We start from the raw sequence: 12,464 nt of genomic DNA, 5'->3' as shown, positions 1-12,464 counted from the left end.
GGGCTCAGATGCGGAAGCCCTCCGGCCAGCCGTGCGCCTCGAGGTACGCGCGGACGCGCTCGACGTCCTCGTCGGACGGCATCTCCGAGGTGACGCCCGCGATGGCGTCGGCCACGTCGAGGCGGCTGGCGGGCAGCCCGCCCTCCGAGGCGAGCCGGGCGCTCACCTCCTGCACCTCCTCGTCGCTGAGCCGCCGGCGCAGCAGGGCGAGCAGCGGCACGAAGTCCTGCTCGGGGAGCCCGGCCGGGTATCCGGCGCGCAGCCACGCGACGATGCGCGAGATGAGACCCGTGCGCTCGGTCGCACGCGCGTCGGCGCTGTCCGGCTCGTGGAGGTCGTCGGGCGATCCGAGCGGCCAGCCCGCCGCGGCGAGACGGGCCGAGACGCGCACGAGGTCCTCCGGCATCGCCGGCCCGAGGAGCAGCTCCTCGACGCGCTCGCGGAGCTGACGGCGGCCGATCTCCTCGCCCGCCGCGTCGGCCGCGGTCGCGTCGTCGACGAGCTGGTCCACCACCTGCTCGAGCTCCTCGGCGGTGAGGCTGCGGCGGAGGATCCCGAGCAGCGGCACGTAGTCCTGGTCGGGCACGCCCGACGGGTAGCCCGCGCGGAGCCAGCCGACCACGCGCTGGACGATGCCGCGCTCGGGGGCGGGGCCCTCGGCGGGCCCGTCCTCCGTCGATGCACTGGTGGTCATGGTCAGCCCTTCGAGGTGAAGGTCGGGATGACGTGCTCGAAGCTCACGGTCTGGCCGAGGCCCGTCGCGATGATGAGCGTGAGGCCCGCGACCACGGCGAGGACCACGACGGCGTAGCAGACCGCGCCGACGAGCTGCAGGAGCGGCGCCGGGAGGCCGGGACCGGATCCGGTCGCCCGGCCGCTCGTGTCGGGGCTGGCGAGCGCGAAGGAGCGGACCCCGAGCGCGAAGAGGGCGGGCAGGCCCGCGCCGAGGAGGACGGCGACCACGGCGACCTGGCCGACGGCGGAGAGGAAGAGGGGGAGCATGGCGTGGCCCTTCAGGCGTCGGCGGGCTGGGTGGCGGGGCGGGCGGGCGCGTCGTCCGACCACTCGTCGTTGACGTTGTGGGCGCCCACGTCGTCCTTGCGGGAGCGCACGTAGACCGTGATGGCGACGGCGAGGAGCACGATCGTCATCGCGATGCCGCCCGCGGCGCCGCCGATGAGGTGGCCGAGCCACCACATGACCGCGCCGACGAGGGCCGCGGCCGGGAGGGTGATGATCCACGCCACGACCATGCGCAGCGCCACCTTCCAGCGCACCTGCGCGCCCGGGCGACCGAGGCCGGAGCCGAGGATGGATCCGGTGGCCACGTGCGTGGTGGAGAGCGCGAAGCCGAGGTGGCTGGACGCGAGGATGACCGCGGCCGACGAGCTCTCGGCCGCCATGCCCTGGTGGGTGTCGATCTCCACGAGGCCCTTGCCGACCGTGCGGATGATGCGCCAGCCGCCGATGTAGGTGCCGAGCGAGATGGCGAGCGCGCAGCTGATCTTCACCCAGAACGGCACCGAGGAGGTGTCGGTCCAGCCGCCGGCCGCGATGAGCGCGAGCGTGATGACGCCCATCGTCTTCTGCGCGTCGTTCGTGCCGTGCGCGAGCGAGACGAGCGAGGCGCTGCCGATCTGGCCGATGCGGAAGGTGCGGTCGAGCCCACGGCCGGCGAGGTTCCCGATGATCCGGAACACCAGCCAGGTGCCTATCGCGGCCACGGCGCCGGCGAGGAGCGGCGACATGAGCGCCGGGAGGATGACCTTGCCGACCACGCCGTCGAGCTTCGATCCGTCGCCGGCCCAGTTGACGCCGTTGACGCCGAGGCCCGCGAGCGTGGATCCGATGAGGCCGCCGAACAGCGCGTGCGACGAGCTGGACGGCAGGCCGAGGAGCCAGGTGAGGAGGTTCCAGACGATGCCGCCGATGAGGCCGGCCAGCACGATGAGGAGGAGCGCGGATCCGCCGCCCTCCAGCAGCGCCGGGTCGGGCGCCCCCGTCTTGTCCTGGATCTTGACCACCGCGTTCGTGACCGTGAGCGCGACCTCGATGCTGAGGAAGGCGCCCACCAGGTTGAGCACGGCGGAGAGCGTGACCGCGACCTTGGGCTTCAACGCGCCGGTCGCGATGGACGTGGCCATCGCGTTCGCCGTGTCGTGGAAGCCGTTGGTGAAGTCGAAGGCGAGCGCCGTGATGACGACGAGCACGAGGAGAATGAAGGGATCCACGGCGACGAGCATGCGCCCTGCCCGGGCGTCCCCTCTACGGGGGGCCCTCGGGTTCACCCGCTGTTCACCCGCGGCTGTGGAGAAGCGCGTCGCTCGGACCACCCGGAAGGACCCCATGCCCGACACCCCACCCGCATCCCCGACCGTCGCGCTGGTCCCGGTCGACGTCGACCAGGACCGCGCGGCTCTCCGGGAGTTCCTCACGTCGAACGCGTTCCCGTTCCACATGCGGTCGGCACCGACGGCCGCGGAGGTCGACGCGCGCATCGCCGACGGCGACTTCGCGGGGCCCGAACACGAGGCGCTGTGGGTGGAGGTCGAGGGATCCGGCCGCGTGGGCCTCGTCGTGCTCGACGACCTCGAGGACCCGGGCGTGCTGTTCGACCTGCGCCTCGCGGAGCCCTGGCGCGGCCGGGGCCTCGGCGTGCCCGTGGTGCGCGCGCTGACCTCTCACGTGTTCGGCTCGTACCCGCACGTCACCCGGTTCGAGGCGCAGACCCGCGACGACAACCGGGCGATGCGCCGGGTGCTCGTGCGCGCGGGCTTCGTGAAGGAGGCGCACTACCGCGACGGCTGGCCCGTCGCGGGCGGCGAGCCGCGCGCGTCCGTCGGCTACGCGATGCTGCGGCGCGACCACGAGACGGGGACCACGACGCCGGTGCCGGTGGACGATGAGGCGTAGGCCCCCGCGCCCGCGCACGGATGCTGCGCGGGCGCCGGGATCCACGCGCGGAACCCGCTAGCGGGACACGATCTGACGCCCACCCCGCGGATACGGTGGAGGCACCGCACGCACCCGCACGATCGGAGGTCGATCCATGTCCAGCGCCGCAGCCCCCGCAGCCGTCATCGGCGAGCCCGAGGTCGTCGAGGACGTGCGCTCCGTCGCCTCCTCCCCCGCCTGGCTCGCCCTCAAGGACGCCGCCGTCGCGCTCCAGCCGATGCAGGTCAAGGACGGGTCGATCCCCGACGCGGCGCACCACGCGGAGGCGACCCGCCTGATCACGACCATCCGCGACGGGATCCGCGCGCTCGCCCCGCTCTTCCCGCACGACGCCGCGTACCTCGCGGCTCTCGACGTGGACTTCGCGCGCTGGGTCGACGCCGGCCTCGGCGTGCCCGACTTCCTCGACTCGCTCACCGCGTTCCAGCCGCAGCGGGACCGCGTCGACGGCATCCGGCACCTCGTCGTGTTCCCGATGACCACGCAGAACGGCAGCGCGAGCCGGCTCGTCGAGGCCGTGCTCATCGAGGTGGTCTGGCCCGAGTTCGTCGCCGAGCTGGAGGCGGGCGACTACGGCAACGCGCTCTTCGTCCCCATCCGGTTCGTCGACTTCACGCCCGGCTACGACACCAACTCGGCCGTGCTGTTCCCCGAGACCGTCGCCATGCGCGAGGTGCCGACCTTCACATGGGGCGCGATCTTCGCCGACCGCGAGGCCGCCCGCTTCCGCCGCGTGGTGCGCCACGCCGCCGAGGTCACGAAGCTGGAGCTGCCGGACGACGCCCGTCGCCTGCTGGAGGACCAGCGGCTCGCGGAGGAGACCTTCGTGATGTGGGACCTGATCCACGACCGCACGCACATGCGCGGCGACCTGCCGTTCGATCCGTTCATGATCAAGCAGCGGATGCCCTTCTTCCTCTACTCGATCGAGGAGCTCCGCTGCGACCTCACCGCGTTCCGCGAGGCCGTGCGCATCCAGCGCCGGCTCGCGGCGACGGATCCCGAAGAGCGCACCGCCGCCGACGACGCCCTGCTGGAGCGCGCCGGCATGGTGCAGCACGCGGTGATCTTCGACCGCATCTTCCGCTTCGCCATCACCGGATCCCGCGTCCGCAACTACGACGGCCTCGGCGGCCAGCTGCTGTTCGCCTGGCTGCACCAGCACCACGTGCTGCACTGGACGGACACGCGCCTCACGATCGACTGGGACGAGGTGGCCGACGTGGTCGTCGCGCTCGCCGACCGGGTCAACGACCTCTACTGGCGCTCCATCGACCGGCCGAAGACCGCGCACTGGCTGGCCGCCTACGCGATGGTCACCGAGACGGTCACGCCGCACCCCGCGTCCACGTGGGCGAAGGGGCCGGACGCGCTGCCGCTCGACGGGCCGCCCAAGGGCCTGACGGATCTCGTGCTCGACGACGAGTTCCCGCTCAGCATGTTCTTCGAGGCGCTGGAGAAGAAGATGCGCGACGTGATCGGCTCCACCGCCGGCATCACGGGGCAGGCGGCATGAGCGTCGACGGCCGCGTGGTCGTGGTCGCCGGCGCGTCGAGCGCAGCGGGTCGGGCGGTCTGCTCCGAGCTGACCGCGGCGGGTGCGCGCGTCGTCGCGGTCGGCTCGGACGCCGGCCGGCTCGACGGCGTGGACGCGTCGCGTCGCGAGGTGTGCGACCTCGCCGACCACGCGGCCGTCGTGGAGCTGGCGGCGCGGATCCGCGCGGACCTCGGCGGCGTCGACGGGCTGATCCACCTGGTCGGCGGCTGGCGCGGCGGCAACGGCCTCGAAGGCCAGACCGACGACGACTGGGACTTCCTGCACGAGCGGCTCGTCACGACGCTCCGCAACACGACGCGCGCGTTCGACGCCGACCTGCAGGCGTCCGACGCCGGCCGCCTCGCGATCGTCTCCTCCACCGCCGTGCAGCGCCCGTACCCCGGCGGCGCCAACTACTCGACCGCGAAGATCGCCGCCGAGACGTGGGTGCGCGCGGTCGACCGCGGCTTCTCGAAGGCGGGCTCCCCCGCCCGCACGACGATCTTCGTGGTCAAGGCGCTCGGCGGCCTCGAGCGCGCGCTCGCCCGTCGCGTGGTCGGGCTGTGGACCTCGGTGCCGCCCGAGCGCGATCTGATCGAGGGCTGACCGGGGCTCGCCGCCGGCTCCGGCGGCGGTCCACCGCATCCGCCGCGTAGCACACGTCCGGGCTCGGCACGAGGCCCGCCCCCGTCCTCGATCCGAGCCCGTCGCCGGTATAGCGTCGCTCCGTGACCCCGCCCGCCAGAACCGCCGAGCACGACGCCTTCGGCCCGTGGATCGACACCGTCCGCACCCTCGACCAGGTCCCGCGCCTGTTCCGCCCGCACGGCGCCGACCCGTTCACGGCCCGTCTCGTGCTCAAGGTGCCGCGCGACATCGCGCGCCGCGACACCGATCCGACGATGGACCTCTACGAGCACCTCATCGTGGTCGGCGACCGCGAGCTCGAGGTGCTCTCGCGACGCGGACCCACGTTCGTCGCCCGCCGCATCCCCTACGCCGACGTCGTGGCCGTGCGCGACCGCGTCGACCTCCTCGACGGCCTGCTCACGCTGCACACGATCGACGGCACCGCCCTGGAGATCCCGTTCAACGGAGCGTCGGCGGACGTGGTCGTCGACCTCACCGAGCTCCTCGTGGGCCTCGCGGGGGCGGCGGGGGGCGTCCCCGTCCACGCGCCCGGGCGGGCCGAGCGGGTGGCCCCGCGCATCGACATGGGCACGGACGAGGCGGGCATCGCCTCCGCGTACGACGACCTCACGGCGCGGGATCCGCAGCTGCGGTACCTCTCCTCGCGGCCGCGCACGCCGCTGCGGACGACCGCGACGGGCCTGGTCGGCGCGCTCCAGCGGCTCCGCCCGATGAGCCTCGCCGGAGCTCTGGCCGCGTGCACGCCGCGCGAGCTGCTGATCGTCTCGCGCCGCGACGCGGTGCTGCGCCGCCGGACGGCGACCCTCTCGATCGACCGGCTGCGGATCCTCCGCCACGCCATCACCTCGACGACCTCGGAGCCGCACCCGCGCTGGCGGGGCATGTCGACCCTCACGATCCGGGCGGGTGCCGCGACGTTCGAGCTGATCGCGGAGGCGTCCGAGCCGCTGGAGTGCGACCTGCTCACGGTCAGCCGCTGACGCGGCCCGCGGCCTCGTGGTCATCGCCGTCGGGATCGCGATCCTCGCGACCGCGGATGACCACTTCAGGGGGACGGGCGCGCACGACGACGCCCGCCCGTAGGGTCGAGGCATGACCGACGCCGTGATCCTCACCGGCACGGTCGGATCCGGCAAGACGTCGACGATGCACGCTCTCGGCGCGCTCCTCGGCGAGCGCGGTGTGCCGCACGCGATGGTCGATGCGGACGCCGTACGCCTGCTCCGTCCGTCGCCGCCCGACGACCCGTTCCACCGGGAGCTCGAGCTCCGCAACCTGCGTGACCTGTCGCGCAACTTCCGTGACGCCGGGGCCCGCGTCGTGATCGTGGCCGCCGTGGTCGAGCAGGCCGCCGACCTGCCGCGCTACGCGGAGGCGCTCGGGTCCCGGGAGCCGCTCCTCGTGCACCTCACCGCGGATCCGCGGATCGTGAGCGCCCGCCTCGACGCCCGGCACGACGGCGATGCGGACGCGCGCGCCTGGCATGCGGCCCGCGCGCCGGAGCTCGCGACCATCCTGGAAGCGGCCGACCTCGGGGGCACGGAGGTCGACACGACCACGCGCTCGCCCGCCGAGGCCGCCGCGCTCATCGCCGAGGGCATGCGGTGGTGAGCGCCCGTAGGGTCGAGGGCATGACCGACGACCTGCCGCTCGCCTTCACCGCGCCGCTGTGGGCGTGGGAGGCGCGGCGGGAGCTGTGGACGTTCGTGTCCCTGCCCGCGGAGCTGACGCCGATGCTGCGGGAGCTGGGGCAGGCCGGCCGCCGCGGGTTCGGATCCGTCCCCGTGCGGGTCCGCGTCGGCACCACCACCTGGCGCACCTCGGTCTTCCCGCAGGGCGACGGCACCTGGGTGCTCCCCGTCAAGCGGCAGGTCCGCGACCGTCAGGGGCTCGAGGTCGGCGACGACGTGCACGTCGACCTCGAGCCGCTGCCGTGAGCGGCGACCTCCGCTAGCCGCCGGTCGGCGGCGTGTAGAGCTGGAGGTCGTTGCCCTCGCTGTCCTGGAACGGGAGGATGCGGCCCCACTCGTGGTCGCTGATCTCGCCCGTGATCTCGGCGCCCCGTGCCTTGATCTTCGCGAGCTCGTCCTCGATCGACCCCTCGGGTGTGAACGAGATGACCGCGCCGCCGCTCGACGAGCCGCTCGCCTCCTCGCGCGCGTTGAGCCCGATCATCAGGCCGTCCGCGTCGATCTCGCTCCAGTCGTCGTCCTCGCTCGTGACCGTGAGCCCGAGCGTGTCGCGGTAGAACGCCACCGCGCGCGTCATGTCCTGCACGGGCAGCCAGACCGTCGCCACCGAATCGACCATGGGATTCCTCCTCGTCTCGAGGCCGGTCGGTCGACCGGCTCTCCCCTCCTGCCTACTCCGGGGGCGGGGGCTCTGCCTCCACACGCGGCTGAGGTCGGCACCGGCGACGCAGGCCCATGAATGAGGCGCCGACCGTCGCGAGTCCCACCCCGACGGCGAATGCGGTGGCAAGAGAGGCGTAACCCTGCCCGGCGACGACGACCCCGGCGACGATGCTGGCCGCTCCTCCGCCGACGTTGATCACGAGGTCCGTCGTCCCCTGCGTCGCGAGTCGCTCCTCGGGCTCCAGCGCCTCGACCACGAGCGCGGATCCTGCGACCATCCCCATGGACCACCCGATGCCGAGCAGCGCCAAGCCGAGCCCGAAGCCAATTTCGTCGCCGGAGGCCGACAGCGCGAGGATGGCCCCCGCGGAGCACACGATGATCATGCTGGCGATGGCCGACCCTCTCGCGCCGTGCCGTGCGATGACGAGACCGAACAGCGGGCTCAGGCCGTACATGGCCGCGAGGTGGCCGCTCATCACGAGGCCGACGACCGCATCGGGTGCCATGTCGTGATGGAGGTGCACCGGCGCCATGGCCATCAACGCGACCATGGTCACGTGCACGATGGCGCTGAGACCGAGGCCGGCGGACGCAGTCGGTCGACCGCGGAGGACGCGCAGCACTGTCGCCGTCGAGGACCGCGCACGGGCGCGGCCCGGCCGGGATGATGAGCTCGGAACCGCGAGCATGACGACGAGGGCAGCCGTCGCGTACAGTGCCGCGAGGAGCATGAAGGCCCCGGACGACGCACCCAGTCCCGTCAGCGATACCAGATTCGGTCCGACGATCGACCCGACGGTCGACGCCCAGAGGACCAGCGCGATCGCGAGAGCCGCGTCACGGGGCCGGCGGGCTGTCTCGGCCGCGGCGAAGCGCGCCGCGAGGCCCGCCACGGTACCGCCTCCCACGAGAGACAGACCGAGGAGCACTGCCTCCCACGCCGATGCGGCGATGGCTGCGGCGCACACGAGCGCCCCGAGCATCGCGAGGGCGTAGGCCAGACCGAGGGACCACCGCCGGCCTGCTCGGGCTGCAAGTCGAGAGACCGGGAGCGTGAGCACGCTGGCTCCGACCACGATCGCCGTCTGCGCAAGACCTGCGATCCTCTCCGAACCCGACAGCTCGAGCACGGCGACGCTCGCAATCGTGAGCGAGAGGCCCGCACCGGTGGAAGCGGCCACCTGGGCCGCCACGAGCGCCACGAGCGGTCGCGACCGGAAACGGCCGACATCAGCCTTCGCCCCGCTGCCGCTCACGCGCCCGCTGACGGGATCCCCCGTCGCCTGTAGAAGAACGGCGCCTCATCCCCGGCGACGAAGACGGCCTCGTACTGCTCGAAGTCCTGGTAGACGAAGGCCTCGTACTCCGTCACGATGCGCCCGTCCGGATGTTCGATGGCAACGCCGTGCCAGGGGCTGATGCGGGTCGCATCGTCCTTGATTCGAGGGGAGTACTGCCCCGGCTTCGGATGGACCGTCCCGCGTACCGCATGCGGGAATGCACGCCCGAGCACATCGAGCTCGCGCAGCTTGGTGAGGAGCACGGCGTACTCGAAGGCGGTCCGATCGGCCCGCTCGTCGAGGATCTCGTCTGCTTCTCGCAGGAGCGCCGCGACGTCCACCCCCTCGATGCCGCCTCGCTTGTAGAGCTCGATGAAGGCTGCCGAGATGGCTGTCGTCTCCGTCCCCTGCCGGAGGGCTCGGACGAGATCCCGCCGATGGGTGAAGCGGTTCGAGGCCCACAGACGAGTCACGTCCTCCCTCACGGCCAGGTCGATCGAGGCAAGCTCCTCGCTCCTCGCCTGCATCAGGTCGTGCATGTCCACCGCCTGGATGCGCCCGCGTGCACCGAGCAGGTCGATCTGCTTCCTCACGTTGTCGCCATACGGCATCGCCTCGTCATCGCTGTAGCCGTAGAAGGGCCGATAGGCGCGACCGTCCAGCACCAGGGTGAACAGCACGCCGGGTGCGTAGACGACTGACACGGCGTCGGAGATGTTCTTCAGGAGCTGCAACGCGTAGAGCTCGCCGAGATCAGGGGCCACCCGCCGATGTGCCGCAGGGTTGTGCGGCCGACCCGCGAAAGACGGGAGCACCACCTCCACCGGGCGCCCACACCGGATCGCGTCGGCGACGCGCGCCAGGACGTCTCCGGATGCATCCCAGGGGAACTGCGCCGGTCCCTTTCGGAATCGGTCTTCGTTCATCACCCCGAGCACCGCCTCGGGCGTACATGGGCCCGCTGCGACCCGGCCCCCCGAGCGCCATCCGTGACGCCGCTGGAACGCGTCGACGTCGAACCTCGGCAGGGTGCAGGACGCGATGGGATGCCAGCGCCTCGCCGCGGCCAACAGCTTCGCCGGATCCGCCTTCCACCCCGGGTCCGTGTAGGACACATGCTCGAAGGCCTTCGACGATCGATCCTGGTCCTCTTGCGTTGATGGCACGGTTCTTCCTCGTCTTCATCGAGGGCGCGATGCGCGTTCCTCGATCGCCGAGAGTAGGAGGAAACGAGGGCGCGGATGACGATCCCGGGCCGAATCCGCTGGGTCTTGCACCCGCCGCAGCGCATGCGATATGGCCGCACGCCAGACCGAGATGGTTGACAACTGTCCACCACAGTCATATGGTTGCTTGCAGTCAACTACCGGAGGAACATGTCCCAGCACCACACCGACGCGGCACCCGCGAAGGCCCCACGCCGCACCGTCTCCGCCGACGGATCCATGTCGAAGCGCCAGGTCCTCGAGTCCCTCTCGGGCCTCCTGCTCGGCATGTTCGTCTCGATCCTCGCCGGCACCGTCGTCTCCACCTCGCTGCCGATCATCATCAGCGACCTCAAGGGCGACCAGTCCGGCTACACCTGGGTCGTCACCGCGACGCTCCTCGCCACCACCGTGAGCACGCCGCTCTGGGGCAAGTTCGCCGACCTCTTCAACCGCAAGCTGCTCATCCAGCTCGCCCTCGGCACCTTCGTGCTGGGCTCCGCGCTCGCCGGCTTCTCGCAGAACACGGAGACGCTCATCGTCTTCCGCGTGCTCCAGGGCCTCGGCGCCGGCGGCCTCGCCGCGCTCAGCCAGATCATCATGGCCGACATCATCAGCCCACGTGACCGCGGCCGCTACGCCGGCCTCTTCGGCGCCGTCATGGCCGTCGGAACCGTCGGCGGCCCGCTCCTCGGCGGCGTCGTGACGGACGCGATCGGCTGGCGCTGGAACTTCTTCATCGCGCTGCCGATCGCCATCATCGCGATCATCCTGCTGCAGGTCACCCTGCACCTCCCCGCGCACCCGAAGCGCAAGGTGCACGTCGACTACCTCGGCGCGGTCTTCATCGCGAGCGGCGTCTCGCTCCTGCTCATCTGGGTCTCCCAGGCCGGCAAGCAGTTCGAGTGGGCCTCGGGCACCTCGTACCTCATGGTGGGCGGCGCGGTCGTGCTCCTGATCGCCGCGGTCGTCACCGAGCTCAAGGTCGCCGAGCCGATCATCCCGCTCACGATGTTCCGCAACCGCACCTTCACGCTCTCGGTCGTCGCGAGCCTCGCGGTCGGCATCTCGCTGTTCGGCACCTCGGTCTTCCTCGCGCAGTACATGCAGCTGTCGCGCGGCGCCACGCCGACCCAGTCGGGCCTCCTCACGATCCCGCTCATGGCGGGCCTGCTCATCTCCTCGACCGTGTTCGGCAGCCTGATCAGCCGCCGCGGCAAGTGGAAGACGATCATGATCTCGGGCGCCGTCCTCATCGTCGCCGGCACGGCGCTGCTGTCGACGCTCCGCTACGACACCGACTTCCTGCTCGTGGGCATCTACATGTTCGTGCTCGGCGCGGGCCTCGGCATGCTCATGCAGAACCTCGTGCTCGTCGTGCAGAACGCCATCGAGGTCAAGAACCTCGGCGTCGCCACCAGCGCGGTCACGTTCTTCCGCAGCCTCGGCGGCACGGTCGGCGTCTCGGTGCTCGGCTCGGTGCTCGGCACGATCGTCGCGTCGGAGATCACCGCCGGGATCATGGGACTCGCCCCCGCCGACCAGGCCGCCGCCGCGCAGGCGCTCGGCTCGGGCGTCATCCCGCAGGTGTCGCAGCTCAGCCCCGCGGTCCGCACCGTGGTCGAGAGCGCGTACGGCGTCGGCATCGGCGACGTGTTCCTCTACAGCGTGCCGCTCGCGATCGTGTCGCTCATCGCGGTGATCTTCCTGCCCAACGCGCAGCTCGGCAGCAAGAACGCCGTGCAGATGAAGAACGAGAAGGCGGCGAAGGACGTGCGCCGCGTGGACGCCGAGGACGCGCTCATCGCCGCCTCCGCCGGGGCCGTCGCGCTGACGCCGGCCGGCGAGGCGAACCCGACCGGATCCATCCGACTGCCCGAGCACGAGGACGCCGGGGTCGACGCCCGCCGATGACCGATGACGACCGGATCGCGGCGGGCATCGCCGAGGTCGAGGAGCAGATGACGGCCCTGGCCGCGCGGATCCGCGCCACGACCCGGGAGGCCGCCGCCGCGATCCACCCGGAGCTCCCGCCCATCGGCTACAAGATGCTCCGCGTGATCCGCCGCTGCGGCAGCGCCCACGCCAGCGCCGTCGCCGACCAGCTCGGCGTCGACCGCAGCGTGGTCAGCCGGCAGCTCCGCCAGCTCCAGGACCTGGGGCTGGTGGAGGTCGGGGCCGACGCGCAGGACGGCCGGGTGCGCGTGCTCGCGCTCACGAACGCCGGCCGCACCGGGATCGACGCCGACGACGCGCAGGGCAGCCGCCTCGTCCGCGTGCTCGGCCGGTGGGAGCGCTCCGACCTGGAGGCATTCGCCGGCTACCTCGCGCGGCTCAACGTGGCGGCCGAGGCCGACTCCGGGCCCGCGACCGGTGCGGTCGGCTGCGAGGCGGACGCCCCCGGCGCCGCTCCCGCGGCCGAGGCCCCGCGCGCGCCCGTGCACGCGGCCTGAGACCGAGCGGCGCGACCGCTCGGAGGA

At 72.2% G+C, this 12,464-nt stretch carries 14 protein-coding genes; 8 read left to right on the top strand and 6 right to left on the bottom strand.

All coding sequences use genetic code 11. The features are described from left to right. Positions 1-4: 4 nt before the first annotated feature. The 3 genes from ACU4ZT_RS02090 to ACU4ZT_RS02080 are packed head-to-tail and all read right to left on the bottom strand — an operon-like array spanning position 5 to position 2,231. The gene (locus tag ACU4ZT_RS02090) at positions 5-694 is read right to left on the bottom strand and encodes a DUF3349 domain-containing protein (protein ID WP_414763663.1); all 690 of its coding nucleotides are present in this window, start codon (positions 692-694) and stop codon (positions 5-7) included. A gap of 2 nt (positions 695-696) precedes the next feature. Further along, positions 697-1,002 (bottom strand): hypothetical protein, encoded by a 306-nt coding sequence (locus tag ACU4ZT_RS02085; RefSeq protein ID WP_063070374.1) that lies wholly within the window; start codon positions 1,000-1,002, stop codon positions 697-699. An 11-nt stretch (positions 1,003-1,013) separates the two neighbouring features. Continuing rightward, entirely contained in the window at positions 1,014-2,231 is a 1,218-nt protein-coding gene (locus ACU4ZT_RS02080) for an inorganic phosphate transporter (protein ID WP_063070400.1), read from the bottom strand. Between the two features lie 115 nt (positions 2,232-2,346). On the opposite strand from ACU4ZT_RS02080, the gene ACU4ZT_RS02075 reads away from it, so the two are divergent. The 6 genes from ACU4ZT_RS02075 to ACU4ZT_RS02050 all read left to right on the top strand — a co-directional run bounded on the left by ACU4ZT_RS02075 (position 2,347) and on the right by ACU4ZT_RS02050 (position 7,079). Then, positions 2,347-2,913: a GNAT family N-acetyltransferase gene (locus ACU4ZT_RS02075; protein WP_414748473.1), complete on the top strand. Its 567-nt coding sequence runs from the start codon at positions 2,347-2,349 to the stop codon at positions 2,911-2,913. A 136-nt stretch (positions 2,914-3,049) separates the two neighbouring features. Continuing rightward, positions 3,050-4,471 carry a DUF6421 family protein gene (locus ACU4ZT_RS02070; RefSeq protein WP_414748474.1) on the top strand — a complete coding sequence of 474 codons (1,422 nt, stop codon included), beginning with the start codon at positions 3,050-3,052 and terminating at the stop codon, positions 4,469-4,471. Further along, positions 4,468-5,097: an SDR family oxidoreductase gene (locus ACU4ZT_RS02065; protein WP_063070377.1), complete on the top strand. Its 630-nt coding sequence runs from the start codon at positions 4,468-4,470 to the stop codon at positions 5,095-5,097. The genes ACU4ZT_RS02070 and ACU4ZT_RS02065 overlap by 4 nt, the downstream gene beginning before the upstream one ends. A 122-nt stretch (positions 5,098-5,219) precedes the next feature. Continuing rightward, a complete protein-coding gene (locus tag ACU4ZT_RS02060; protein WP_270980580.1) occupies positions 5,220-6,122 on the top strand; it encodes a hypothetical protein in 903 nt (300 codons plus the stop codon). Between the two features lie 112 nt (positions 6,123-6,234). Continuing rightward, positions 6,235-6,753, top strand: a complete 519-nt coding sequence (locus tag ACU4ZT_RS02055; protein ID WP_414763658.1) for an AAA family ATPase — start codon at positions 6,235-6,237, stop codon at positions 6,751-6,753. A 20-nt stretch (positions 6,754-6,773) separates the two neighbouring features. Beyond that, the gene (locus ACU4ZT_RS02050; RefSeq protein ID WP_081234759.1) at positions 6,774-7,079 is read left to right on the top strand and encodes a DUF1905 domain-containing protein; all 306 of its coding nucleotides are present in this window, start codon (positions 6,774-6,776) and stop codon (positions 7,077-7,079) included. Between the two features lie 13 nt (positions 7,080-7,092). Here the strand turns inward: ACU4ZT_RS02050 and ACU4ZT_RS02045 are convergent, their stop codons facing one another. The 3 genes from ACU4ZT_RS02045 to ACU4ZT_RS02035 are packed head-to-tail and all read right to left on the bottom strand — an operon-like array spanning position 7,093 to position 9,945. Further along, a complete protein-coding gene (locus ACU4ZT_RS02045) occupies positions 7,093-7,452 on the bottom strand; it encodes a VOC family protein (RefSeq protein ID WP_414763657.1) in 360 nt (119 codons plus the stop codon). A 52-nt stretch (positions 7,453-7,504) separates the two neighbouring features. Beyond that, positions 7,505-8,755: an MFS transporter gene (locus tag ACU4ZT_RS02040; RefSeq protein WP_414748475.1), complete on the bottom strand. Its 1,251-nt coding sequence runs from the start codon at positions 8,753-8,755 to the stop codon at positions 7,505-7,507. Next, positions 8,752-9,945, bottom strand: a complete 1,194-nt coding sequence (locus tag ACU4ZT_RS02035) for an L-tyrosine/L-tryptophan isonitrile synthase family protein (RefSeq protein ID WP_414748476.1) — start codon at positions 9,943-9,945, stop codon at positions 8,752-8,754. Before ACU4ZT_RS02035 ends, ACU4ZT_RS02040 begins: the two co-directional genes overlap by 4 nt. A 183-nt stretch (positions 9,946-10,128) precedes the next feature. Between ACU4ZT_RS02035 and ACU4ZT_RS02030 the strand changes: the two genes are divergently transcribed. Together ACU4ZT_RS02030 and ACU4ZT_RS02025 are read left to right on the top strand one after the other, a co-directional pair. Then, positions 10,129-11,898 (top strand): MDR family MFS transporter, encoded by a 1,770-nt coding sequence (locus tag ACU4ZT_RS02030; protein WP_270980587.1) that lies wholly within the window; start codon positions 10,129-10,131, stop codon positions 11,896-11,898. Further along, complete coding sequence (locus tag ACU4ZT_RS02025; RefSeq protein ID WP_445337765.1) at positions 11,895-12,437, top strand: MarR family winged helix-turn-helix transcriptional regulator; 543 nt, start codon at positions 11,895-11,897, stop codon at positions 12,435-12,437. Before ACU4ZT_RS02030 ends, ACU4ZT_RS02025 begins: the two co-directional genes overlap by 4 nt. Positions 12,438-12,464 lie beyond the last annotated feature (27 nt).

It is taken from the genome of Clavibacter davisi, from assembly GCF_052751415.1.
This window is presented reverse-complemented; position numbering and strand designations above follow the sequence as displayed.

Excerpts from the sequence above, each read along its gene's own strand:
- ACU4ZT_RS02090 (WP_414763663.1), bottom strand. The coding sequence starts at position 694 with ATGACCACCAGTGCATCGACGGAGGACGGGCCCGCCGAGGGCCCCGCC.
- ACU4ZT_RS02085 (WP_063070374.1), bottom strand. The coding sequence starts at position 1,002 with ATGCTCCCCCTCTTCCTCTCCGCCGTCGGCCAGGTCGCCGTGGTCGCC.
- ACU4ZT_RS02075 (WP_414748473.1), top strand. The coding sequence starts at position 2,347 with ATGCCCGACACCCCACCCGCATCCCCGACCGTCGCGCTGGTCCCGGTC.
- ACU4ZT_RS02070 (WP_414748474.1), top strand. The coding sequence starts at position 3,050 with ATGTCCAGCGCCGCAGCCCCCGCAGCCGTCATCGGCGAGCCCGAGGTC.
- ACU4ZT_RS02065 (WP_063070377.1), top strand. The coding sequence starts at position 4,468 with ATGAGCGTCGACGGCCGCGTGGTCGTGGTCGCCGGCGCGTCGAGCGCA.
- ACU4ZT_RS02055 (WP_414763658.1), top strand. The coding sequence starts at position 6,235 with ATGACCGACGCCGTGATCCTCACCGGCACGGTCGGATCCGGCAAGACG.
- ACU4ZT_RS02050 (WP_081234759.1), top strand. The coding sequence starts at position 6,774 with ATGACCGACGACCTGCCGCTCGCCTTCACCGCGCCGCTGTGGGCGTGG.
- ACU4ZT_RS02045 (WP_414763657.1), bottom strand. The coding sequence starts at position 7,452 with ATGGTCGATTCGGTGGCGACGGTCTGGCTGCCCGTGCAGGACATGACG.
- ACU4ZT_RS02025 (WP_445337765.1), top strand. The coding sequence starts at position 11,895 with ATGACCGATGACGACCGGATCGCGGCGGGCATCGCCGAGGTCGAGGAG.